The following is a 24,374-nucleotide window of genomic DNA, read 5'->3' as shown; positions in this document are numbered from 1 at the left end:
GAATCCCTCGCGCAGAACGCCACAGTTATAACCAGCAACCAATACACGCTTGAGGGTTGTTTTCATGGGCGGTTAACTCCACGTTTCATGCGGTCAATTGCGGCCTGACTGATAAACACCTCAGCCGAACCGTCATTGGGTTTGGCGTACCAGGACGCTCCTGCCCCACCAACGGCGTTTGTGCCTGCAGATATCTGAGGGGCTCCCTGAGGCTTTTCGTCGTTCCAGCGCTCACCGTTCAGGTATGAGGCTGGAAGGAGTTTGTCGAAGCCCATTTGCTGCGCCTTTGCCCTGACGCGAATATCTTCTGCCAGCATTACGGCGAAGCTATCAGGTGTACCTCGGTTCGCTTTTTTCCAGTCGCGATATTTGGTCCTGAACGCTGACTTAGCCTTGACCTTGGCATCCTTCCTCAGGCCTGCCCCCCAAAAAATATTTTCGAAAGCGGCATCGACTGGATCTGGGCCCTCAGCATCATCAGATTCTGAATCAGGTTTTTCCTGTGAAGGTTTCCCTTTCGACTCGTCAGGTTTATCGCCATCAGTCCGATTCGAATCGGACAAATTAGTTTTATTCCTTTCCTCTTCCCTTCCTTTCCTTTCCCTTCCGTCAGTGAGTTCGTCGTGAGCACTCAGTGAGTCCTCAGTGTTATCTCCATTACTTGTATGTGAATCATGCTTTTGTTTTTCATCATCACTCACTGAGCCATCCATGTGATTCGGTGCTGGTTTCCGTGAGTTATCAGTAACGTCTTCAGGAGTAGGTATTGTTGTTGCGGATGGTCGGTTAATTTTCTGGTGTTTAGAAAAACCATCAATGTGAATATATTCAACACCACTCACTGAATACTCACTGATTAACCCAGCCTGGCTAAGTTCTTTAATTAACGGCTCGCAGTCGATCATGTCCGCAGGGAAAATCTGCATCTTGATACGCTTCGGGGAGCGCACCAGATTGCCTTTGTCGTCAGCAAAATTGAACATTCCGATAAACATCAGGCGCGCCTCAAATGAGCACTCGACAATCTTCTCATCAGTCCAGAACTCAGGTTTAATTGTTCTAATGCGTGCCATCAATTAGCCCTCCATCAGCACAAATAACTTCAATTACATCAGGCATTGACTGGAATTTTGCATCAACCAGGGAGGCCTTGCGCGCATTACAGGAATCACACAAACATTGCATGTTGTCTGGGTGATGAGCCCCTCCGTTACGTCGAGATACAATGTGATCTGCGACCAATTTAATGCGGTCTTGACTGCCACAATGACGGCATTTGAATCCGTCGCGCCAAAGAACAAATTCGCGTAGTGCGCGATGGCAAGGTACGCGCATTTTCAGGCGACCTTTGATCGTGGGCACTTTCCATTTGTCGCCGTTCTGGTCTAACCAAAACTCAGACGGCACCTTTCCGTAATCACGCATTTTGCGCCTCCGAGACCTTCGTAAAATATTGCTGGAACTTCCAGACAGGCTGCATACATTCATGCGGATAATTCTGCCTGGTGAAATAAACCTGCTGCTTATCCCGATTCCAACCGGTGACATGCACAATCACACCGCGCGGATCGCGATAATCGATATCCAATTGCTTAATTTGGTTTTCGGTAGTGATTGAGTGCGACATATCACACCTCATTGCCCGGATGAGGGAATGTGTCTGGAAGGTCTGGGCGGATCTGGTAGGCTTTAACTTCGCCCCCAGTAGCTTTAACAATGGACATGACATGATCAGCCTTAACCCGGCTACCATTAAGCCAGCGAAAAACAGCTGGTTGAGTAACCCCGCAAGCCCTTGCTAATGCAGCTTGTCCGCCGAGAATATCGATAGCTCTCTTGACATGTTGATTGATCATAAAAATACCAAAAGTTATTGAACACAAGGAAAGAGTATAACCTTGAATAACTTTATGCAATAACTTATCGTATTTGCCACTTAATAACTTTTTGTATAGGCTTATTGGTATGAACACATTCTCAGATCGTCTTCAAAAAGCGATGGTTGACGCTGGCCTTACACAGGCAGAATTAGCGATGAAAGTTGGGGTTTCGCAACCAGCTATCTGGCGCCTTGTTGCAGGCAAAACCAACACAACACGTAAGTTGGTTGAGATTGCGAATGCGCTGGGTGTAAGCCCTGAATGGCTTTCTACCGGGAAAAATCATGTACCCCACAGGCAGGCGTATGTGATAGAGACTATGCCCGACAGGGAAGTAAAGGATAACGCTGGCATATTCAGGGTCGAAGTTCTTGACCTTTCTGTGAGTGCCGGGCCTGGCACGTTTATGCTTTCAGAATATGTTGAGGTTTTACATGCTATTGAGTTCACTACTGAACACGCAAAATCCCTCTTTGGAAATCGTAGTGAAGATGTCGTAAAAGTAATGACCGTCAATGGCGACAGCATGGCCAGCACATTCAATTCCGGTGATCGTGTCTTCGTTGACATTTCCGTCCGACACTTTCTAACGGATGGTGTGTATGTCTTTGTTTTTGGTAAAACATTTCACCTAAAACGACTCCAGATGCAGGGAAACAGGCTAGCAGTCTTATCGGATAACCCAGCATATGAGAAATGGTATATCACGGAAGAAAACCAAGATGACCTTTACGTGATGGGCAAAGCCATAATGCACGAATCAATCAATTACAATAGGCTCTAACCTTCAACACCACACATTTTGAAGCCGCTGAAAAGCGGCTTTTTCTTTATCAATAGCTGTATACATGCAGTAAAACAATAAAATTTAATCAAAAAAATCAATGCATTAAACCAAATTGCAAAATAAAAATAAGTTTTGTTATTGCAATAAGTTATTGCATGACTTAAAGTTCATTCATCGGCAAACAACGGAGCCAATGAAATGAATACTCAAATCACCGTAGCCAAAACCATCGGCAAAAGAATATTAAATCAAAGATCTTCGCTTCGACTCTCTCCGGATTTTTTGGCTGATCATCTTGGTTTAACAACCGAAACCATTAACAACTGGGAAACGGAAAAAACTGTTCCCTTTGCTGACCAGTTAATCCAATTGGCTAACATTCTTCATTCTGATGTTCTGTGGCTCATCTCAGGAAACGAGCAGTGCGGTGAATTTACAGAGCCAACAAGTATTTTAACGTCCAATCAACTTAACTCATGGGCTGCGGATATTGGCAATTGTAGAATGGCTTTATCTAACGCTATGGATTGCATGCCTCCGGAATTGTCGGCTATCGGTACACTAACTATCGTTTATGAAAAATTAGACGACTTGCAAGAAACCATCAGCAAGCAAGCCGACAAAATTTAAAATTAATTAACATTATTTAATTAACACCTTTCTTGGTGGGGACAAACTCACCCTTAGGAAATGAAAATGCAAAATTCCGTCGCAATTAATCAGCCAATAAAAACGCCTCAAATGCTGTTCGGATCTGACAACATTAATGACTTTGGCAACCGCGTTCAAAGCTGCCGGATGGAAGGTGATTCAATGCAGCCGACCATCGAACCATGTGAGGTTGTGGCTTTCGTTGATTGCGGTGGACGTGCGCTTACCTCTGGCATTTATGTTTACACAATGGATGCTTTTGGTCGCCCATGCCTTTTCATTAAGAGAATCGAGCCATTAGCTGATGGCTCATTAAAAATCATCTCTGATAACCATCATTACGAAACTTTCACCCTTAACACCGATGAACAGAAAGAAATCAAAATTCACGGTCGGGTAGTCGCTTCTTTGGCTGTGAGGCGCTTCGTATGACTTTCATCACTGATAAATCGGCATATAGAACAGCATGCCTTTATGCGGCGTGCGGTTACGAGGTAATCGCTCGTCTTTATCTTAAAAAAGCATATGGTCGTTAATTATGGGTGTTTTAAAAAGACAGGATATTCAGGAAGTGAATATCAAAGCGGAGAAGTTGTCTGGCTTGTCGCAAACATTATTTGAATATCACGACAAGTTAGACAGATTTCAACTTAAAACAATATGCGCTCTGGTTTATGACCTCGCCGCTGAGATTCATGGATGGACCGAAAAAGAAGAGGAAATAGTTATGGGTTTGGAGGAGGAAAAGCGCAATGGATAAATTAATCGAGACATATCGACGCCGAATTTTAAAGGCAGCGTTATTACGCCACCAGCGAAAAACGGGCAGTAACTGCCTTGTTATTAAGCTCAATAAAGGCGGCATTAACACGGTCGAATTAACAGAGATTTTACTTGATGGATTATTACGAAAATTCGAAAGGATTGCGTTCAGTGAGTACGGAAATGTCGATGGTGTAAAAGCCATCAGGGGAATTTACAGCGGCGCTGTTGATGTAAATGGCAGCGGTGAATTCCTTACGGATAGCGGGAAGGAGTTAATCGACGAGCTCATTTCTGAGCTGGTTGAGTTCGTCAAAAAACAAAAAGTTGAGACTCCGAAAACAGAGGTTCATGAAATGGGGGGATCTGATGGCACTTACAGCGATACGAATTCCTGAGTGGGTTCACCTCAAAGCAGCACACGTTTTAAGCCAGTTCAGGGCAAGGCGCATTTACCCCTGCCGTATGCACGGCTCCGGTAATTTGAGCCTCAAGGTTAATCACCGCTGGCGGCTGCTATCACGAGATGGCGGCAAGAACTGGGAAGTAATGAGTCACGAACGATACAGCAAAGTTAAGGACCGGAAATGAACGATAAACGCATCAGCACCACCTCAATTGACAGCGCCTTTTCCAAAGAGCTACAGCCTGTTTACGTCGTATCAAGGCACGGCTACTCGCGCCGTTTCCTCAGCAGGAGCGCGGCGATCAGCAACCTTGCTCACTACATGGTAACCAAAACTTTTCACCGTGCCGGTTTGAACACCAACGAACCAGACGAGCCTTTTTTCAGCAATGGTGTGCTCGTCAATCGCATGGGCCAGCACACACAGCAATATCTCTTTGCACATAACCGATGCATGCGGCGCATTCGCCGAATTCTGGAACGCAAGCGCGAAGCACTTAAGTGGCTCGGGAAGTGGGACGCGATGCATGACCGATTCGTTAAAGAGGTTGATGCACTTCAAGCCATCAAGCCTAAAGGAGTGTATTGATGATTGCCTCAGCCTTTACTCCGGAGCCTACATCAACAGGCATCCGCTTTGGTAACCGAGTCATAAGTTATTCCGTCGCGGTTCGCCAGCTCGACAATGGCATCTATGACAAACGAATTCCGGATGGATTAGATCTGTTGGCTTGTGTGATGGAAGCGATTGAAAGCGGCTGGTTTACCCCGGGCATCGAGAAAGAAATCATCATTTGGCGTTGGATGCTTGTTGCGGTCTTCATTACCGAGGAACAGGCAAAGAACGGCACAGTTGAGGTTGCCAACGATTCTGGAGGGTTTGACACCGCAGTTATCTACTCCGGACAGCACGGTTCAATCAGTGTTTATCCTGCGCCAGAGCGGTTCGCACTCGCAAGCCATGTGGAAGGGTTAGCAATTGAGAAATACGGTCAGGAACTCGGCCAGCAGATGGCGCTGCGCATGTACCGGGACATGTTAGATACGGACGCTGAGAACGGGCTTCAACTCTCAAAAATGGGGCGGGAAGGTTTTAATCTCCTTCATGACAGCTTCATTGAACAGATTCAGAAAGAAGGTATGCCAGACATGCCGGTAATGCACTGAGGGAGGGGTTAACAATGCACAAATTTTTCGTCGAGACTGACAACCTGAACACAATCAGCGATTGCCTGCAGCAGCTTGTTAACGCAGAAGAAGCGCAGCTCAGTATTGAAGAGCAACTGGCGAGATCGAACAGCAGTAGTGACTTGAGCACATGGCGCAAAAAGGCAGAGAACGCTCTGCGGCTGATCAAAGGGAAGCGTCGCATCATCACAGCCCGTCTGGCAGTCCTGCGTCATGAGGAAAAAGAACGCAACATAGATCTGCACCAGCAGCACAACGACTTCCTGGTTCAGGCTCTGCGCGAAATTGTAACGCCCTCCTCTTTTGCGCGTTGCGTGCGTCTGGCTAAAGAGAAAATGGAGGAGATCCATGCAAACCAGTGCTGAAATCGTTCTTCTGGTGCCGAATGACTGGGTTAGCGAAAAGGTTCTGATTGCGGTTACCGGGCTCAAGCCCGGAACCATCACCCGCGCCAGAAAAGAATCCTGGATGCTGGGCCGCGAGTACCTGCACATTTCACCAGATGGTAATCCCAAGCCTTCGAGCGAATGCATGTACAACAGGAAAGCCGTTGATCAGTGGATCGAGGCGCAGAAAAAAAATCAACCAGGTGCGAAGACAGCATGAAACGCAGTACACTCGTCCACGCTCCTGGACGTCAGGAGGGATCAATGGCTAATGCATCATACCCGACAGGCGTCGAAAACCACGGCGGTTCGCTCCGCATCTGGTTTCTGTATAAAGGTAAACGTGTCAGGGAAAACCTCGGTGTCCCTGACACTGCAAAAAATCGCAAGATAGCTGGTGAGCTGCGTTCTTCGGTTTGTTTTGCGATAAGGATGGGGAATTTTAACTATGCAGAAAAATTCCCAAACTCACCGAACCTTGCCCGGTTCGGTCAGGATAGAAAGGAAATTACTGTGCTGGAGCTTACCGAAAGATGGTCAGAGCTGAAGAGAATGGAGATCAGCTCTAATACCATGAGTAGGTACGAATCCATCATAAAAAACATGCTTCCGCGCATCGGCGAAAATAAAATGGTTTCTGCGGTTACCACTGAAGATTTGCTGTATGTCAGGAAGGAGTTGCTGACGGGCTTCCATGTAATGAAGAAGGATCACCGGACACAGGTAAAAGGCCGGAAGTCTTCCACGGTGAATAATTACATGATGCTGATGGCCGAGATCTTCCAGTTTGGAGCTGATAACGGCTACGCAAAGGAAAACCCGTTTAGCGGAATTAACCGTCTCAGGAAGGCAAAAGACGAACCAGATCCACTCACGACAGACGAGTTCATCAGGTTCATTCAGGCATGCGGCCACCAGCAGATGCGAAACCTCTGGACCGTCGCCGTTTATACCGGAATGAGGCATGGGGAATTATGTGGTCTTGCATGGGAAGACATCGATCTCACCGCGGGAACCATTACGGTTAAGCGCAACCTTACCCAAACGTATGAGTTCACCCTGCCAAAAACCGAGGCAGGCACTGACAGGGTGATTTATCTCATACAACCAGCTATTGATGCCCTCAGGAATCAGGCCCAACTGACGCGCCTTGGCCGGCAGCATGAGGTTGAAGTGAATTTGCGTGAATATGGCCAGTCAGTCATACATCCATGCACTTTCGTTTTCAGCCCTCAATGCGTCAAGCGTGGGTCCCGAAGAGGATATCATTACGCGGTTAATTCGATTAATAAAATTTGGGCCCCGATAATCAAGCGCGCCGGCATTCGTTACCGCAACGCTTACCAGTCACGGCATACCTATGCGTGCTGGTCATTATCAGCTGGTGCGAACCCAAACTTTATAGCAACTCAGATGGGGCATACAGATGCACAGATGGTTTACAAGGTGTATGGAAAGTGGATGTCAGAGAAGAGCGGCGAACAGGTTACTCTGCTTAACAAGGCGCTTTCACACATTGCCCCATCACTGCCCCAAAGCATGGTAGTAGTGCAGTAGAAAACCTTAAATTCAAGTGGTTAGCAGCCATGTTGCTACATTTGTATAACACGGGGCACGAAATGCTCTCGACCATAAAGTGTGCTTATGTTGTGATCGGGGTTCAATAAATCACTAAACAAGGTATACTCCGGAGTTGTTTATTGTACTAAACGCTCCCGTGAGAGGATGCTACAGCGCACCTATGACTCAATTCGCTTCTCCGGTTCTGCATACGTTGCTGGATACCGACGCGTATAAACTGCATATGCAGCAAGCCGTTTTCCACCATTACTATGACGTTCACGTCGCGGCGGAATTCCGCTGCCGTGGTGACGACTTGCTCGGTATTTACGCAGACTGCATCCGTGAACAGGTCGATGCGATGCAGCATCTGACGCTGCAGGACGACGAATACCAGTGGCTTTCTGGCCTGCCTTTCTTCAAAGCGGACTATCTGAACTGGCTGCGCGACTTCCGCTATAAGCCTGAACAGGTCACCGTGACCAACGAGAACGGCAAGCTGGATATTCGTCTTGAAGGTCCGTGGCGGGAAGTGATTATGTGGGAAGTGCCGCTTCTGGCCGTCATCAGCGAGCTGGCTCACCGCTACCGTTCGCCTGAAACGGGCGTTGAACAAGCGGTCGCCTCGCTGGAAAACAAACTTGAGGCATTCTCAACGCTGACCGAAGGGCTGGATATGTCCCGCTTCCGCCTGATGGATTTCGGCACCCGTCGCCGCTTCTCTCGCGAAGTTCAGCAGGCTATCGTTGAACGTTTGCAGCAGGAGCCGTGGTTCGTGGGCACCAGCAACTACGATCTTGCGCGTCGCCTCAACCTGACGCCAATGGGCACTCAGGCGCACGAGTGGTTCCAGGCGCATCAGCAAATTAGCCCTGACCTGGCTAACAGCCAGCGTGCGGCGCTGGCCGCCTGGCTTGAAGAGTACCCGAATCAACTCGGGATCGCCCTGACCGACTGCATTACGATGGATGCCTTCCTGCGCGACTTTGGTCCCGAGTTCGCAGAGCGTTACCAGGGGTTACGCCACGACTCCGGGGATCCGGTTGAATGGGGCGAAAAGGCGATTGCCCATTATCAAAAACTCGGCATTGACCCGATGAGCAAGGTACTGGTCTTCTCCGATAATCTCGACCTGGCGAAAGCCGTCGAACTGTATCGTCATTTTAATGCCAGAATTAATCTGGGCTTCGGGATCGGTACCCGGTTGACCTGCGACATTCCTCAGGTAAAACCTCTGAATATCGTGATAAAGCTGGTGGAATGTAACGGCAAGCCGGTGGCAAAGCTCTCCGACAGCCCGGGTAAAACCATCTGCCATGACAAAGCCTTTGTTCGCGCATTGCGCAAAGCGTTCGATCTCCCCCAGATCAAAAAAGCCAGTTAAGCGCTTACGGGAGCCTTCAGGGCTCCCTTCCCCTATTTATTTCTCAATTCTTCTCTTTTGACTGCGAAATTTACTTGTCTGATAGCGGTTGGCAGGTAACATAGATATCCCCCCGTCTTGGGGTGGACAAGTGTTTATTTTTTCCGACTATTAACAGAGAGAATATTATGAGCGTTGTGCCTGTAGCCGACGTACTCCAGGGCCGTGTCGCCGTTGACCAGGAGGTCACCGTGCGCGGATGGGTGCGTACTCGCCGAGATTCTAAAGCTGGCATCTCCTTCCTTGCCGTCTATGACGGTTCCTGCTTTGATCCTGTACAGGCCGTCATTAATAATTCTCTGCCCAATTACAATGATGACGTTCTGCGCCTGACGACGGGCTGTTCCGTTATCGTTACCGGTGTGGTTGTCGCATCACCTGGCCAGGGTCAGAGTTTCGAGATCCAGGCCTCTGCCATTGAAGTCACCGGCTGGGTTGAAGATCCGGACACCTACCCGATGGCGGCAAAACGTCACAGCATCGAATACCTGCGTGAAGTCGCACACCTGCGTCCGCGTACCAACCTGATTGGTGCGGTGGCTCGCGTGCGCCATACGCTGGCCCAGGCGCTGCATCGCTTCTTCGATGAACAGGGTTATTTCTGGGTGTCTACCCCGCTGATCACCGCGTCCGATACGGAAGGCGCAGGCGAAATGTTCCGCGTCTCGACGCTGGACATGGAAAACCTGCCGCGCACGCCGGAAGGTAAAGTGGACTATGACAAAGACTTCTTTGGTAAAGAAGCCTTCCTGACGGTATCCGGTCAGCTCAACGGCGAAACTTACGCCTGTGCGCTGTCTAAAATCTATACCTTCGGCCCAACCTTCCGCGCCGAAAACTCCAACACCAGCCGCCACCTGGCGGAGTTCTGGATGCTGGAGCCGGAAGTGGCGTTTGCCGATCTGAATGACGTTGCAGGTCTCGCAGAAGCGATGCTGAAGTACGTCTTCAAAGCGGTGCTGGAAGAGCGTCCTGACGACATGAAATTCTTCGCAGAGCGCGTTGACAGCGATGCTGTGGCGCGTCTGGAGCGTTTCGTCTCCGCCGACTTTGCGCAGGTGGACTATACCGACGCGGTAGCGATCCTCGAAAAATGCGGTGAGAAGTTTGAGAACCCGGTTTACTGGGGCGTCGATCTGGCGTCTGAGCACGAACGCTATCTCGCCGAGAAACACTTCAAAGCGCCGGTTGTCGTTAAAAACTACCCGAAAGACATTAAAGCCTTCTATATGCGCCTTAATGAAGACGGTAAAACCGTGGCAGCGATGGACGTACTGGCGCCGGGCATCGGTGAAATCATCGGTGGTTCTCAGCGTGAAGAACGTCTGGACGTGCTCGATGCGCGCATGGAAGAGATGGGTCTCAACCCTGCGGACTACAGCTGGTATCGCGACCTGCGACGTTATGGCACCGTTCCGCACGCTGGTTTTGGTCTGGGCTTCGAACGTCTGATCGCCTACGTTACCGGTGTTCAGAACGTGCGTGACGTGATCCCGTTCCCGCGTACTCCGCGCAACGCCAGCTTCTAAGCTACGAAACAGACAATGGCCAGCATTTGCTGGCCATTATTTTATTCTGTCCTGTCAGTTTTTGTCAGCGTAAAGTCAGCCTTTTTAAACCATCACCCCGTCACAACCACTACCTGTTACGTTTTGTTTCCGCGAAATATCCAGCCACAAAAAATAAACCTCAGTCTTATTGCGATTATTACATCGTGAAGTATTAGCACAAATTTCAACCGATTTTTCAGCCATCCAGAAGTCTTTTTCTGGTCATAAGAAAAAACGAGTCGTTTAACATCCGTTTATAGGAATTGCCTTTATCCAAATTAAACATAAGGAATTCATATATATAGGAAACAAACTGATGCTTAATTCGCCAAGAGGTTCCGAAATTTGAGATGGTTCACAAAGTTCCCAAAAATACACATTTAGTTACACATATTTTCTTTCTGTAACTCAATCTTGAGAATTGTAGCACTTTCAGGCTAGCGAAACGCTTCGGTGAATGGAAAGATGCCTGTCAGATACATAAAGACACCAAACTCTCATCAATAGTTCCGGAAATATTTATTGACAGAATTTATTGGCGGCGGTGGCGAGTGTCATAAAAAAACCAATGAGGGTAATAAATAATGATGAAGCGCAATATTCTGGCAGTGGTAATCCCTGCCCTGCTGGTAGCCGGTGCAGCTAACGCTGCAGAAATCTATAACAAGAACGGCAACAAACTGGATCTGTACGGAAAAGTGGTTGCCGAGCATGACTTCGTCACCTCAGGTGACAACACTGACAGCAGCGACGCTACCTATGCGCAGATCGGTTTCAAAGGTGAAACTCAAATTAATGACCAACTGACTGGTTATGGTCAGTGGGAATACCGTGCCCTGGCAAGCCAGGCAGAAAGCAACCAGACTCAGCGTACTCGTCTGGCGTTCGCTGGTCTGAAAGCCGGTGATGCAGGTTCAATCGACTACGGTCGTAACTACGGTATCGTTTACGACGTAGAATCCTACACCGATATGGCGCCATCCTACTCTGGTATGACCTGGGCCAACTACTCTGATAACTTCATGACCGGCCGTACCACGGGTGTTCTGACCTATCGTAACTCTGACTTCTTTGGTCTGGTTGACGGTCTTAGCATGGGCCTGCAGTACCAGGGTAAAAACGAGCGTGACGACGTTAGAACGTCTAACGGTGACGGCTTCGGTACTTCTGTAGGTTATGAATTCGGCGAAGGTTTCGGCCTGATCGGTGCATACAGCAACTCTGACCGTACTGATGCGCAAAGCGCTGATGGCAAAGGTGAGAAAGCTGAAGCATGGGCAGTTGGCGCGAAATACGACGCAAACAACATCTACCTGGCAACCACCTATGCTGAAACCCGCAATATGACCCGTGAAGATGACGGCTCATTCGCGAACAAAACTCAGAACTTCGAAGTTATCGCCCAGTACCAGTTCGACTTCGGCCTGCGTCCTTCCGTGTCTTACGTTCAGTCTAAAGGTAAAAACCTGGCACAGCGTGGCACCTTCTCTGGCGGCGATGCTGACCTGCAGAAATTTGTTGAACTGGGTGCGACTTACTACTTCAACAAAAACTTCAACATCTATGTTGACTATCAGCTGAACCTGATCGACGACACCGACTACTCTCGTAGCGTTGGTATCGTGAACGGTAAAGACGACCAGGTTGCAATGGCTGTAACTTACCAGTTCTAATCAGTACACCACTTTGTTATATGCATAATGAACAGGGCTTCGGCCCTGTTTTTTTATGCCTGACAGAAAATAATGGCGACTTTTGAAAAGCCGCACGCTTTTCGTCGCAAACGGTTGGCATTTTGTAAATCTACCGTTAACCTGATAGCGGATTTCACTTCTGTAATCACAATGGAACTTCGTCATGTTTGAGAACATTACCGCCGCTCCTGCCGACCCTATTCTGGGCCTGGCCGATCTGTTTCGTGCCGACGACCGCCCTGGCAAAATCAACCTGGGTATTGGTGTATATAAAGATGAAACCGGCAAAACTCCGGTACTGACCAGCGTTAAGAAAGCTGAGCAGTATCTGCTGGAAAATGAAACCACCAAAAACTACCTCGGTATTGATGGTATCCCTGAATTTGGTCGCTGCACCCAGGAGCTGCTGTTCGGTAAAGGCAGCGCAATCGTGAGTGACAAACGTGCGCGCACGGCGCAGACCCCTGGCGGTACCGGCGCGCTGCGCGTGGCGGCGGATTTCCTTGCGAAAAACACCTCTGTTAAGCGCGTCTGGGTGAGCAACCCAAGCTGGCCGAACCACAAGAGCGTATTTAACTCTGCGGGCCTGGAAGTGCGCGAATATGCTTACTACGACGCGGCAAACCACGCTCTGGACTTTGACGGCCTGCTGGCAAGCCTGAGCGAAGCGCAGGCGGGTGACGTGGTGCTGTTCCACGGCTGCTGCCACAACCCAACCGGTATCGATCCAACGCTTGAGCAGTGGGAACACCTGGCGAAGCTCTCCGTTGAGAAAGGCTGGCTGCCGCTGTTTGACTTTGCTTACCAGGGCTTCGCCCGCGGTCTGGAAGAAGATGCCGAAGGCCTGCGCGCGTTCGCAGCCGTGCATCAGGAGCTGATCGTTGCAAGCTCCTACTCCAAGAACTTTGGTCTGTACAATGAGCGTGTAGGTGCCTGTACGCTGGTTGCGGCTAACGATGAAACCGCCGATCGCGCCTTCAGCCAGATGAAGTCCGTTATCCGCGCTAACTACTCTAACCCGCCGGCACACGGTGCGTCTGTTGTTGCGACCATTCTGAGCAACGATGCGCTGCGCGCGATCTGGGAACAAGAGCTGAACGATATGCGTCAGCGTATCCAGCGCATGCGCCTGCTGTTTGTGAACACCCTGGCTGAGAAAGGCGCTGACCGCGACTTCAGCTTCATCATCAAACAGAACGGCATGTTCTCGTTCAGCGGCCTGACCAAAGAGCAGGTTCTGCGTCTGCGTGAAGAGTTTGGCGTGTACGCCGTGGCCTCTGGCCGCGTGAACGTTGCAGGCATGACGCCTGACAATATGGCGCCACTGTGCGAAGCGATTGTCGCCGTCCTGTAATTTGCGCCCACAAAAAAGCCTGCTTACGCAGGCTTTTTTTATGCTGGTTACCAGACAGGCATCTCATCCTGAAGGAACGGGTTATGGAGCCGTTCATAGCCCAGCGTCGACATCGGACCGTGTCCAGGGATAAACGTTACGTCATCACCCAGCGGCAACAACTTCTGTTTGATCGACTGAATCAGCTGCCCGTGATCGCCGCGCGGAAAATCGCTGCGTCCCACGCCACCTTTGAAAATCACATCGCCGGAAATCAGCAGACGGGACTGGTCATCAAAGAAGACGATATGGCCTGGCGTATGCCCAGGACAATGCAACACCTGTAAAGTCACATTCCCTACGTTAACGCGCTCTCCTTCGTTCAACCAGCGATCGGGCGTCAAAGGCAGACACTCATCAAGGCCAAACATGCGGCTTTGGGCGGGTAACCCCTGCAGCCAGAACTCATCTTCTTTTTCCGGGCCGATAATCGGCACACCGTAGTGTTTAGCCAGTTCAGCCGCTGCGCCTACATGGTCGAGGTGACCATGCGTCAGTAAAATCTGCATCAGCGTCACGCCGCTGTCGGCAACGTCCTGCTTGATTTTCTCAGCGTCACCGCCGGGATCGACAAGCGCGGCCAGTTTGGTTTGCTCGCACCAGATTAATGAACAATTCTGGGAGAACGCGGTAACCGGAATAATACGATAGTTCATACTGCTCCTGTGTTTCGTTATTACCAGTGCCGAACCGGCCCGGTATCAATATGCACAAAGTTGCTACGTGGGTAATATCCTACACCACCAGCGCGCATAGATAACGCGGCTTTGCGAATATTGGCTAACGAAACGCCTTCAATATGGAAATCCATTGCCTGTCCCTTCGTGTGGTAGCTCTTTTTCGCTACACCACGGCTATGGGCGCGCAGTTCATTGTTGGTATCAATTGAGCGATAACCAGAAATAAGCTGCACCGGCCTGCTGGTGCCCAGAAGGCCCTGAAGGCGGAAAAGCTGATCAAACAGTCCTGGGTCGATGGCTTTTACTTTATTCGCGCGGAAATCACGGAAAAAATGGTTGAGTCTTGCTAATTCATCCTGAATATAGCCTCTGCCATCGAAAAACTCCGCTTTTAGCGACTCACCGGTGTGAAGATTGCTGAGCGTTAAAACGCGCGGACGAGGTGTCGAGAGGGTGGCAAATGCTGGCGTCGGTAAGATGGCCGCTGCGCCAAGCGCAACACCACCTAACGCCAGCAGCTTGCGGCGATTAGCGTCAAATTTGTCCATGATAATCAGGTCTACAGGTCAAAGAAATCGTAATATGCTTAGCGCACGAAGGGCACCTTAACTGGCAAAACAGAGTACGTCAAGGCGCCCAACCCCAGTGAATACGCGGCTTACAGCGATATTGGCCCCGATTCACCATAACTTACGACAATCATTTTTCCCGAACTGCTTCATTTACCTGATTAATTGTTCCGCTTTTGGCAAAATTTGTGCGCCGGATCGCGCGGTGAGATCATAATTGTAAATATCTGTACGGTACTGAGTGCGACCGTCTTCACCCACAAACGCCGTCAGATAATAAAGATTAACCGGAATGTTGTGGCGAATATTCACGTAGCGCGTATCCCCCTGCTTCAGGGCGTCAGAGATACGCGTATCGTTCCAGCCCGCATCCTGCAACAGCATGTTGGCCAGCTCCGAGGCTTTATTCACGCGCACGCAGCCTGAACTCAGTGCCCGGGTATCTTTCTGGAACAGATTGTGGTTCGGCGTATCGTGCAGATAGATTGCATCTGAACTTGGCATGTTGAATTTATAGCGTCCCAGAGAGTTATGCGCTCCGGGAGCCTGCTGGAAGCGGAACGGCAGATTGGAGGCCGTAATCGTCGACCAGTCGACCATGTAAGGATCGATCGCCTCTTTACTGTTCCAGCCACGCATCACCGTATAGCCATGACGTTCCAGATAACCCGGATCGTTCCAGACCTTAGGCAGAATGTCCTTACGCGCCAGCGTCGGCGGCACGTTCCACGGTGGGTTAACCACCACGTTATTTAACGCGCTGCTCATCATCGGCGTTTTGCGATCCGGACGCCCGACAATCACGCGCGAGGCCAGTTTCTCGCTACCATCCTGATAATAGACCAGGGAATAGGCCGGGATATTGACCATAATGCCGGTGGACAGCGTGCCCGGCAGCAAACGCAAACGCTGAATATTAAGCGCCAGCACCCCTGCCCGCTGCGCAGGCGATACGTTAAGCCAGTCACGCGTTGACGGTCCAATGACGCCATCGGCTCCCAGCCCCTGAGCGGCCTGGAACTGTTTAACCGCGGCGACCAGCTCGCGATCGTAAGCCTCGGGCTTGTTACTCAGGGTAGTGGCCTTGTTCTCTTTTACGGGCGCTGACGGGCTGACCACCGCGCTTTGCGGATCGTCGCCCGGCAGGGCAATCTTCGGCCCGCCATCAAGAATACCGGAGCGTTTCAGGATCTCGCGCAGGGCTGGCACATCGCTGCTCCACTGACCCGGACGCAACGTTGCGGTCCCCCGCATTTGCGGCCATGGTCGCGAGTCCCCCACCAGCGCAAGGAGCGACTGGTGCATGGTGGCATACTGTGGATGCGCCGGCGCGAGGCTGGCAATAAAGCGCGGCAGGTCGCCGTTATCCAGCGCTAATTGCCACTGGTTAATCACCGACAAAGCTGGCGTCGCCAGCTTATAGGGCCTGTCGCTGTACAACCAGCGGTTACCATTGACCGGAATTCCCGCCACAAACTGCAGGTAGCCCATCATGGCATCGGAAAGGACCACGTCCCGCGCCTGACCGGTGACGGCAGGGTCGGTTAACAGCTCAACCCACTTCGTAAACTGCGGCTGGAAGCCCGCAATCGCCACTTCCGCCAGCTGTTGCTGAAAGGCGCGCACGGCTTCACGGTTTTCCCACATGGGCTTCATATCCCGGGCAGCATAAAGCAGCGTGAGCTGATTGATATAGGCGGGCGTGTAGCCTGAAGACAGGCCTGTCTGGAGCTGCTGGCTGAGCGATTCAACGTCGATGCCTTCCGGCAATGGCTTAATCCCGGCCATGATGGCCGTTGCCGGAGATTGTTCCAGCGGCTGAGACAATGACGTCGGCTGCGCGCCTGTCGTTGCGGAGCTGTCAGTCGGCACAATTTCAGGCTCGTCGGCCTGGGCGGTTAACAGTGGAGCAAACATCACTGCCAGACATAAACTCAGCGCTGACAGCTGACGACCACATTCTTTCTTTAGCAACATCCCTTGCCCCCTGTTTTTACGACATGCCCATCACGGTGGGGCTTTCTTTTATTATAGGTAGACGACAACGCTGTTGCCTTACCTTATGTAAAGAAGTTTAAAGATAACGCAACCCTGAGCACAAGTTAAGTGAATAAAAAAAGCGGCGCTTTTGCGCCGCTCTTTGTAACAAAACGCCTCAGGAAGCGTCTGCCGTGGTTTCCGGCAATGACTCAGGCGGCTGCGGCGCAAAGCCACGTAGCCCGACAACGTGCACGTGTTCGCTGTTCTGGAACACTTTACGCACCAGCTTATAGGTGGTGCCTTTTTCAGGGCTGATGTTTTCCGGTGCCGCAATGATGAGCTGCATATCGAGACGTTCGCAAAGCTCAAACAGCGTGGCAATCGAGCGGGCATCGAGACGCGCCGCTTCATCGAGGAACAGCAGTCGGCATGGGGAAATGTCTTTCCCGCGCAGGCGACGCGCTTCATCTTCCCAGCTCTGCACCACCATCACCAGAATCGACATCCCGGTACCGATCGCTTCACCGGTAGAGAGCGCTCCAGACTCCGCACGCAGCCAGCCGTCTGAGCCACGGTTAACCTCAACTTCCATTTCCAGGTAGTTACGGTAGTCCAGCAGCTCTTCACCGATGGTTTGCGGCGTACGCTGACCCATATCAATCTGCGGATTCAGGCGCTGATACAGCTTCGCCAGCGCTTCGGAGAAGGTCAGACGGTTGCTGTTGAACAGATCCTGATGCTGCTCGTGCTGCTCAGAGAGCACTTCCAGCAGCGTCGCGTGGGCTTCACGCACGTTGACGTTAAGACGCACGCTGTTGACCTGACCAAACGACACGCTCTGCAGACCCTGGTTCAGCTGGCGGATACGGTTCTGCTCGCGCTGAATGGTTTTGCGAATGATATTCGCCACGCTGCGGGAGCTGATCGCCAGCTTCTGCTCGCGGGAGGTCAGCTCTTCCGTCAGACGCCCCAGCTCGATTTCCATCTGTTCGATGGCTTCGACCGGATCGTCGGTACGGATGATGTCCTGACGAATACGCTCGCGCAGGTGCTGGTAAACCGCCACGAAGAACTGAATTTTACGTTCCGGACGCTTCGGATCCTCTGACATGCGCAGCACATCGCGCAGGTGTTCGTTATCCGCCACCGCCAGACGCAGCGCACCCAGCGCCTTATCCGACATCGAACGCAGTTCATCGGCAGAGAGGTATGCCAGCTCGCGGCGGTGCAGGCGACGCTCAACGTTGTTGTCTTTCACCATCCGCATTACGGCGCACCAGCCCGCTTTCGCCGTCACCACCTGCTCGCGCATTTCGTGATAGTCGCGCTCCAGCTTGCGCAGGCGACGGGTCAGGTTATCCATTTCCGCTTCGCAGAAAGTGAGCGCTTTTTCCAGCTGATTACGACGCGCGCGGTTATTACTGAGCTGGCTGTGTAGCTCATCACGACGAATGCGCGCGCGCTCTTCCGCCCCGCTGTCGGCACGGACGCCTATGTCCTGCAGCTCTTTCTGCAGGTCGTTTAAGAGCTCTTTCTTGGTGTCGAAGGAGCTTTTCAGCGAGGCCAGCACCTGGTTGTACTGGTTCAACTGAGCCGAGTGGCTGCGCATCGCTTCGCGGGCGCGGGTACGTTCCGCTTCCGCCTGCTCAAGGCGCTGACGCAGTTTTTCATTCAGGTCGCTGTTACCGCTCAGCATTTCAGCCGAATCGGAGTAGCCGAAGTGCGCACGACGCTGCACCACTTCCGTCAGGGCAAACGCCTGCTGACGCGCTTCGCGCTGCACCTGCTGTGACCAGGCATAATCTTCTTTTAACTGCTCGAACTGTTCCGGGTCGCTCTGCAGTACAGACACGACGGGCTCCAGCTTCGCCAGCTGGTTGCCGTGCTGCTGCACGAAACGCGCGGCTTCCTGGGCTTCATCCAGACGTTCCTGGATTTCATCCACGCGGTCGGCCAGCGTGTCATCCGCCAGCAGGTTCAGGCGCGGCAGAATGCGGTTAAGGGCAGCGACGCCCTCTTTCGCCTGTTCGAACTGGACGCGGCTCTGCTGGTTGTCACTTTCATGACTGGCAATCGCGCGCTCCAGCTCGCCACGACGGGTATTGAGCTTGCGGATTTCCGCTTCCGGGTCGGCTTCAAACGCCACGCCCAGATGGCTGCCGATAAAGCGGCTGAACGCCTGGTGCAGACGCTGGGTTTTCTGTACGTCAAACGACAGGGTGGCAAAACGTTCAGACAGCGTTTCACGCTCGGCGTGGAGGCTCTCAATGCGGCTTTCGCGAGCGGCGCGGCCAAACAGCGGCAGCTCCGGGAAGCGGGAATAGCGCCACTGGCGGTCGGCGATTTTCACCACCACCGCTTTTTCCAGCTCGTCAACGCTAAACACGCTGTCATCGAACGACTGCGGATCCCCTTCGATCAGATAGAGATCTTCCGGACAATCTTCCAGCCCTGCCAGCTGCTCAGAAATCAGCGACAGGTCCGGCACCACGATTGCGTTGCGGGATGGACCGTACAGCGCGGAGAAGTACGGCGCATCGTCCAGGCCAACGTCATCATAAATCTCAGACAGCAGTACGCCGCCAAAACGCTCGGCTAAGGTGTTCAGACGCGGATCTTCTGACCCGCCCGGCTGGCTTAAGCGCTCGATTTCTTCATCGACGTCACGCTTGCGGGCACCCACTTCGTCACGCTCAACAATGGCTTCGCGCTCGCGCTCCAGCAGCTGCTGCAGGTATTCTGTCACCTGCTGGCTGGATTCGAACTCCTCGCCGCACTGTTCGCTGAGCTGGTTCAGGCTGCTTTGCGCTGCCAGCCAGACCGGCGCACGCTCCAGAAGCGTCTTAGAACGAGACTGAAGCTGCTCCAGCTCCTGACGCAGCGTCATACGCTGTTCGCTGGCGTTTGATACGGTATCGGACAGGGCCGCAATTCGCGCTTCCAGCTCCTGATGCAGCGCCTCAAGCTCGTCGAAATCGTACTGTTTGCCCTGACGCTTGCAGAACTCGGCCAGCAGACGCTCGGCTTCCTGCTGCTCGCGCAGGCGCTGTTCCAGCTCGTTCAGGCGCATGCGCAGCGGCTGCACCTGTTCGGCAAGATGGCGCTGGTTGACGCCGTCGCGCAGCAGTTCACGGGCGACTTCCCAGGCTTCGTTACGCACCAGCGGGCCATTAATGGCAACCACCAGCTGATAAGCCTGCTCAAACTGGCTGTGCGCCGTTTGCGCGACGCTCATTTTCTGTTCAAGCGAGAGCAGTTTCTCGGTGGCTTCCTGCTCTTTGGCCTGGAAGGTGTCCAGCCACTCGTCGGCGCTGTCCGGCGTCAGGTCTGGCAGATGGCACAGCTCTTTTGCACGCTGTAGCGCCTGCAGCGCCTGGTTGTACTGGATCGCACGCGTCTGCTGCACGTCCAGCGCCTGCTGGTAATCGGCAAGCTGGCTTTTCAGCTCGTCCACTTCAAGCTCGGCGGCTTCGGCGCGGGCTTCGTTCTCTTCCTGCATCTCGGCGGCTTCGGCCACCACTTCATTTTGCTCTTCGAGACGAATCTGCAGCTCATCGAGATCCGCTTCGTAGCGTTCGATCTTTTCCTGCTGGCGCAGCGCGGTTTGCACCAGGTTCAGGTGATCGCTGGCAGCCTGGTAATCGGCTTCCAGATCGCCTTCGGCACCGTTGTGTTCGCCCAGCTCGCGCGCCATCTCGACGTGCTTATACTGCTCGGCCACCAGCTGTTTACGGGAGGTAAACAGCTCGCGGCGGTATTCTAATGCCTGATCGAGATGGACGCGGCGCTCGTTGGCGTGACGCATATAGTCCGCCGCCACGTAGTTGGTGGCTTCGCTGATCAGGTGTTTAAACAGGTCGCGGTCAGACTGGGTAACGCGAATCGCTTCCAGCGTCATGCGGTTTTCACGCAGCGCCGCTTCCATGTCCTGGAAGGCCTTACGCACGCCGCTGTTTTCCGGCAGCAGGTAGTCGCGCAGGGAGCGGGTAATGGCGCTGGAGATACCGCCGTACAGGGACGCTTCGATCAGACGATAGTATTTGCTACGGTCTGATGCGGTGCGCAGACGGCGCGCCACCACGCCCAGATCGAACATCAGGGAGTGATAGTCGGTAATCGAATTGAACTGCTTGAACTGCACGCCTTCAATGGCCTCGAGCTTGTCTTTCAGCTCCTGCAGCGTCAGCACGCGCGCCTGGCGCTCGTTCAGGGTTTCCGTGAGCAGCGCGGTCGGCTGCACGGAGGTTGGCAGCCCCTGAATGGCGAACGGTTTGATATCCACTTTACGGTCGCGACCGGCGACCTGCTGCAGGCGCACGCCCACCACCACGCGCTGGTGACGCGAGTTGATGACGTCCAGCACGGAATAGCAGACGCCCGCTTTCAGCTTACCGTGCAGGCCTTTATCGCGGGAGCCGCTTGTCGCGCCCGCTTCGGTGGTGTTACGGAAGTGAAGCAGCGTCAGATCGGGGATCAACGCCGTAACAAACGCCGCCATGGTGGTGGATTTCCCCGCCCCGTTACCGCCGGAGAGCGTCGTGACCAGCTCATCCAGATCGAAGGTTCGGGCAAAGAAGCCGTTCCAGTTAATCAGCGTTAGTGAGCGAAATTTACCGCGTTCAATCATTACTCTTCCTCCCCGCTATCCGGCAGATTCTCTTCATGCTCGTCATTGAGCTGCAAATGGTTTTCCACCGGCATCGCTTCACCGTCGCGGATCATGCGAAGCTGCGCTTCACGCGCGTCATCGCCCGCACGCACGTCGGCGCCGAAGCGGAAGACCGATTCCGTAATGCGGAATTTGCTGCTGTCGTGGCCCATAAACCAGACCATCCCCAGACGGCGCAGACGGTTCAGAGAAGAGCGAACCTTTTCCTGTAATTTCTGACGGTCTAGATCCGACCCCGTCGAACGGTTGTTCACCAGCTTGAGCAGCTTGCTCTCATCCGCCAGCGTCAGCAGCTCATCGTACAGCTCCTGCTGGGTGAAGATGCCTTCATTCGCCAGACGCTCGGGGCTGAGATAGAGGTAACAAAGAATTTTGCCGACCATCATATCCAGCTCGGAGAGCACGGAGCGCGGGATTAGGGTTGTGGAACGCGGGCGCAGGTAGAAAAAACCTTCCGGCGCGCGGATCAGCTCCACGTTATAGCGGGCGTAAAACTCTTCCAGATACTCCTGGAAGTCCATCAAAAAGGCGTGATTATCCAGCTCGTCCAGGCCAATGTGACGACCGGCACGCAGCTGGCTGTCCAGCGCCGGAAATAACGGATTCGCCAGCGCCTGTGCCAGCTTAACTGGCATCACTTGTTCAATATTTGTCAATGACATGCGCCTGTACCTTGGCTCCGTAATCGTTAATTGGCTGCCACTTCGGCGGCAGTCCGGTGAAGTCTGCTTGCGCGATACCCAGGCGCACCGCCTGGTCTACCACAATGCGGGCAACGTCGAAGTGGCGCGCGCGAGGATATTGCGCCAGATAGTCGCGCACCACGAGTCCAAGATCCAGCGGCGCTTGTCTGGTTTTGTAGACGGCGAGCTGTTCTTCGATCATCGCCGCAAGCTGCTCGCGAATTTCGTTGAATTCTTCGTACTCCAGATCCGGCGGCAGTTCACCGGTCACCTCTTCGTCGCGCAGCGCCATCTCTTCGTCGCGCATATCCAGCAGACGATCGGCATTGGCATAGGTCAGCGCCCACGGTGCATCAAAGTAGGTCTGTACCGACTGACGCAGACGCTGAGCAAAGACGCGGTTTTTATCCATATCAATCGCGGTACGGATAAATTTATGCACGTGACGGTCATAGCCGATCCACAGGTCGATCGACTGCTGGCCCCAGCTGATAATGCGGTCGAGTTTGCTCTGCAGATCGAACACCAGACGGTCGATAAAATGCAGATCGTCGTGCGCCAGGGTCGCGTCCTGGATGCGCAGCAGGTTGGCCTGCAGCTTGTCCCCTGCGGCCTCCAGCGTATCCTGCAGTTCACGCAGCGTACCGGAGGTTTCTGACAATAAAAGTTCACAGCTGGAGATGGCCGCACGCCAGTCTTTATTCAGCAGCTGCGCGATATCGTCTTTCACCTGCTGCTGCTGTTCGTCCATCAGGCGCTGGGTGAGATCGATACTGTCGAAAATCTCGGCCACCGAGTATTTCAGCGGCGCGTAAACGTTGCGGTGCCAGTGGAATTCGTCACCGTTTTCATCGGCCGCGTCGGCGGCACGCTTAAGCTCACCCGCCACGATCGAGAGCTGCATGGAGAGACGCAGCGTGGAAAATTCGCGCTGGCGAATGTAGTAATCGGTAATGCCGATACCCAGCGGAGTCAGGCGATAGATGGCGTTTCCTTCCGCCTGCTCGCTGGTAAAGCGGTTCAGCAGACGTTGACGCACCATATCGTTGATTGCGTTGTTGGCACGCACGCTAATGGTTTCGCTGGTTTGCTCAAACGCATCACTGACGTGGCGGAACGCATCCACCAGTTCACCCTCGCTCATTTCACCATCCAGCCGTTCGCCGTTCAGCGTGGCAACCGCCAGCAGGAAAGAGAGTCTGTCTACCGGCAGCGAGATGGAGAAATCGTTTTTCCTGGCCCAGGCAACCAGTTCGGGGACTGTCTGGGAAAATTCACTCATAGGTTATCCTTGCATCTGCGGCTTGTGCGCGGTGACGTGAATATAGCGGCCAAGGCTGACAAACGGCTCCTGGCGGCAATACCGCGTTTCTAATTCTGTTAAGGTGTCAAAACAGTCACGCTGTTTGTGTTTTTCACGCAGATAATCATGAAACACCCTGACGCCCGTCTTCCCGACGATCTGCCAGCCAATCTCTTCCAGCCAGCCGTAAACCTGCTGCGGATCGCGCGGATAGTCCGGGGAAAGCGTGCGTTTTTTCTTTTTAGGCATCCCGACCTGAACATAGTCGAAGTTACCTGCCACCATGTTGTGCATCAGGAAGCCGTTAGCATTGTAGAACATCAGCGACAGCGTACCGCCCGGGCGTAACATCGACCACAGGGTTTGTAACACGCTTTGCGGATCGGCAACCCACTCCAGCACCGCATGAAACAATATCAGATCAACCTGGGTTTCCAAATGCTGCGCGATGTCCTGAGCGGCGCATTGTATAAAATGCATGTTGTCGCTCACACCTTTCTCCTCTGCGGCACGCGTCGCGCGGGCAACCATTTCAGCAGAAAGATCGCAAAGCGTAACGTGATGACCGAGCCCGGCCATTTTTATCGCCGTCTGCCCTTCACCGCCTCCGGCGTCCAGCACGCGCAACGTTTGGCCGCCAAAGGTCGCCAGAATAGTGTCCAGATCCTGCCAGAGGATCGTCTGACGGAGCTGCCCTTTCGTGGTGCCATAAATGTTGCGCGAAAACTTTTCCGCGATGTCATCAAAATTGCGATCCCGCATTGGGAGAGTTCCACTCGCTAACTGCAAAACCGCTATTTTGTCACACCC

General features: G+C 52.7%; 25 protein-coding genes. 14 read left to right on the top strand and 11 right to left on the bottom strand.

All coding sequences use genetic code 11. The features are described from left to right. Positions 1 to 62 precede the first annotated feature (62 nt). The 4 genes from USG84_RS01955 to USG84_RS01945 form a co-directional block, all read right to left on the bottom strand. Positions 63 to 1,073, bottom strand: a complete 1,011-nt coding sequence (locus USG84_RS01955; protein WP_414146782.1) for a hypothetical protein — start codon at positions 1,071 to 1,073, stop codon at positions 63 to 65. Beyond that, positions 1,060 to 1,335 carry an HNH endonuclease gene (locus tag USG84_RS24025; RefSeq protein ID WP_414146781.1) on the bottom strand — a complete coding sequence of 92 codons (276 nt, stop codon included), beginning with the start codon at positions 1,333 to 1,335 and terminating at the stop codon, positions 1,060 to 1,062. Before USG84_RS24025 ends, USG84_RS01955 begins: the two co-directional genes overlap by 14 nt. An 82-nt stretch (positions 1,336 to 1,417) precedes the next feature. Continuing rightward, entirely contained in the window at positions 1,418 to 1,627 is a 210-nt protein-coding gene (locus USG84_RS01950) for a DUF4222 domain-containing protein (protein ID WP_023063376.1), read from the bottom strand. A 1-nt stretch (position 1,628) separates the two neighbouring features. Continuing rightward, a complete protein-coding gene (locus USG84_RS01945) occupies positions 1,629 to 1,973 on the bottom strand; it encodes a transcriptional regulator (protein WP_023150197.1) in 345 nt (114 codons plus the stop codon). Here USG84_RS01945 and USG84_RS01940 point away from each other — a divergent pair. The 14 genes from USG84_RS01940 to USG84_RS01875 all read left to right on the top strand — a co-directional run bounded on the left by USG84_RS01940 (position 1,966) and on the right by USG84_RS01875 (position 13,641). Further along, complete coding sequence (locus USG84_RS01940) at positions 1,966 to 2,664, top strand: S24 family peptidase (protein ID WP_109976278.1); 699 nt, start codon at positions 1,966 to 1,968, stop codon at positions 2,662 to 2,664. The genes USG84_RS01945 and USG84_RS01940 overlap by 8 nt on opposite strands. Before the next feature lie 201 nt (positions 2,665 to 2,865). Further along, positions 2,866 to 3,297: a helix-turn-helix domain-containing protein gene (locus tag USG84_RS01935; RefSeq protein ID WP_320738125.1), complete on the top strand. Its 432-nt coding sequence runs from the start codon at positions 2,866 to 2,868 to the stop codon at positions 3,295 to 3,297. Between the two features lie 66 nt (positions 3,298 to 3,363). Further along, positions 3,364 to 3,750 carry a helix-turn-helix transcriptional regulator gene (locus USG84_RS01930; protein ID WP_023344749.1) on the top strand — a complete coding sequence of 129 codons (387 nt, stop codon included), beginning with the start codon at positions 3,364 to 3,366 and terminating at the stop codon, positions 3,748 to 3,750. 106 nt (positions 3,751 to 3,856) lie between these two features. Continuing rightward, entirely contained in the window at positions 3,857 to 4,078 is a 222-nt protein-coding gene (locus USG84_RS01925; protein ID WP_320738124.1) for a hypothetical protein, read from the top strand. Beyond that, positions 4,071 to 4,478 carry a hypothetical protein gene (locus tag USG84_RS01920; RefSeq protein WP_320738123.1) on the top strand — a complete coding sequence of 136 codons (408 nt, stop codon included), beginning with the start codon at positions 4,071 to 4,073 and terminating at the stop codon, positions 4,476 to 4,478. Before USG84_RS01925 ends, USG84_RS01920 begins: the two co-directional genes overlap by 8 nt. Before the next feature lie 189 nt (positions 4,479 to 4,667). After that, positions 4,668 to 5,075, top strand: coding sequence for a hypothetical protein (locus USG84_RS01915; RefSeq protein ID WP_320738122.1), 408 nt, complete (start codon positions 4,668 to 4,670; stop codon positions 5,073 to 5,075). Beyond that, on the top strand, positions 5,075 to 5,653 hold the full coding sequence (locus USG84_RS01910; RefSeq protein ID WP_320738121.1) for a hypothetical protein: 579 nt from the start codon (positions 5,075 to 5,077) through the stop codon (positions 5,651 to 5,653). Before USG84_RS01915 ends, USG84_RS01910 begins: the two co-directional genes overlap by 1 nt. 14 nt (positions 5,654 to 5,667) lie before the next feature. Beyond that, on the top strand, positions 5,668 to 6,039 hold the full coding sequence (locus tag USG84_RS01905; protein ID WP_320738120.1) for a hypothetical protein: 372 nt from the start codon (positions 5,668 to 5,670) through the stop codon (positions 6,037 to 6,039). Next, a complete protein-coding gene (locus USG84_RS01900; RefSeq protein WP_013097283.1) occupies positions 6,023 to 6,280 on the top strand; it encodes an excisionase family protein in 258 nt (85 codons plus the stop codon). The genes USG84_RS01905 and USG84_RS01900 overlap by 17 nt, the downstream gene beginning before the upstream one ends. A 44-nt stretch (positions 6,281 to 6,324) precedes the next feature. Beyond that, positions 6,325 to 7,617 carry a site-specific integrase gene (locus USG84_RS01895; protein WP_320738119.1) on the top strand — a complete coding sequence of 431 codons (1,293 nt, stop codon included), beginning with the start codon at positions 6,325 to 6,327 and terminating at the stop codon, positions 7,615 to 7,617. Between the two features lie 184 nt (positions 7,618 to 7,801). Next, entirely contained in the window at positions 7,802 to 9,004 is a 1,203-nt protein-coding gene (pncB, locus tag USG84_RS01890; RefSeq protein ID WP_151412830.1) for a nicotinate phosphoribosyltransferase, read from the top strand. 167 nt (positions 9,005 to 9,171) lie between these two features. After that, positions 9,172 to 10,572, top strand: coding sequence for an asparagine--tRNA ligase (asnS, locus tag USG84_RS01885; protein ID WP_048960458.1), 1,401 nt, complete (start codon positions 9,172 to 9,174; stop codon positions 10,570 to 10,572). Between the two features lie 605 nt (positions 10,573 to 11,177). Further along, positions 11,178 to 12,266 (top strand): porin, encoded by a 1,089-nt coding sequence (locus USG84_RS01880; protein ID WP_151412829.1) that lies wholly within the window; start codon positions 11,178 to 11,180, stop codon positions 12,264 to 12,266. A gap of 184 nt (positions 12,267 to 12,450) precedes the next feature. After that, entirely contained in the window at positions 12,451 to 13,641 is a 1,191-nt protein-coding gene (locus USG84_RS01875; RefSeq protein WP_061098686.1) for an amino acid aminotransferase, read from the top strand. Between the two features lie 47 nt (positions 13,642 to 13,688). On the opposite strand, the gene USG84_RS01870 is transcribed toward USG84_RS01875, so the two are convergent. The 7 genes from USG84_RS01870 to cmoM all read right to left on the bottom strand — a co-directional run bounded on the left by USG84_RS01870 (position 13,689) and on the right by cmoM (position 24,326). Continuing rightward, positions 13,689 to 14,336: an MBL fold metallo-hydrolase gene (locus tag USG84_RS01870; RefSeq protein WP_028012581.1), complete on the bottom strand. Its 648-nt coding sequence runs from the start codon at positions 14,334 to 14,336 to the stop codon at positions 13,689 to 13,691. 20 nt (positions 14,337 to 14,356) lie between these two features. Beyond that, positions 14,357 to 14,908 carry a YcbK family protein gene (locus USG84_RS01865; protein ID WP_061098687.1) on the bottom strand — a complete coding sequence of 184 codons (552 nt, stop codon included), beginning with the start codon at positions 14,906 to 14,908 and terminating at the stop codon, positions 14,357 to 14,359. A 174-nt stretch (positions 14,909 to 15,082) separates the two neighbouring features. Further along, complete coding sequence (gene ldtD / locus USG84_RS01860; protein WP_253541417.1) at positions 15,083 to 16,906, bottom strand: L,D-transpeptidase; 1,824 nt, start codon at positions 16,904 to 16,906, stop codon at positions 15,083 to 15,085. Positions 16,907 to 17,084: 178 nt separating this feature from the next. Next, positions 17,085 to 21,536, bottom strand: coding sequence for a chromosome partition protein MukB (gene mukB / locus USG84_RS01855; protein ID WP_320738118.1), 4,452 nt, complete (start codon positions 21,534 to 21,536; stop codon positions 17,085 to 17,087). Continuing rightward, positions 21,536 to 22,240 carry a chromosome partition protein MukE gene (gene mukE / locus USG84_RS01850; RefSeq protein ID WP_008499954.1) on the bottom strand — a complete coding sequence of 235 codons (705 nt, stop codon included), beginning with the start codon at positions 22,238 to 22,240 and terminating at the stop codon, positions 21,536 to 21,538. The genes mukB and mukE overlap by 1 nt, the downstream gene beginning before the upstream one ends. Further along, entirely contained in the window at positions 22,221 to 23,543 is a 1,323-nt protein-coding gene (gene mukF, locus USG84_RS01845; protein ID WP_041910621.1) for a chromosome partition protein MukF, read from the bottom strand. Before mukF ends, mukE begins: the two co-directional genes overlap by 20 nt. A gap of 3 nt (positions 23,544 to 23,546) precedes the next feature. Then, the gene (gene cmoM / locus USG84_RS01840; RefSeq protein WP_061098691.1) at positions 23,547 to 24,326 is read right to left on the bottom strand and encodes a tRNA uridine 5-oxyacetic acid(34) methyltransferase CmoM; all 780 of its coding nucleotides are present in this window, start codon (positions 24,324 to 24,326) and stop codon (positions 23,547 to 23,549) included. Positions 24,327 to 24,374: the final 48 nt, after the last annotated feature.

Origin of the sequence: Enterobacter sp. 168J2 (assembly GCF_034107265.1) — a bacterium.
GTDB lineage: Bacteria > Pseudomonadota > Gammaproteobacteria > Enterobacterales > Enterobacteriaceae > Enterobacter > Enterobacter nematophilus.
The sequence above is the reverse complement of the archived record's forward strand: the minus strand, read 5'-3'. Positions and strand labels throughout refer to the sequence as shown.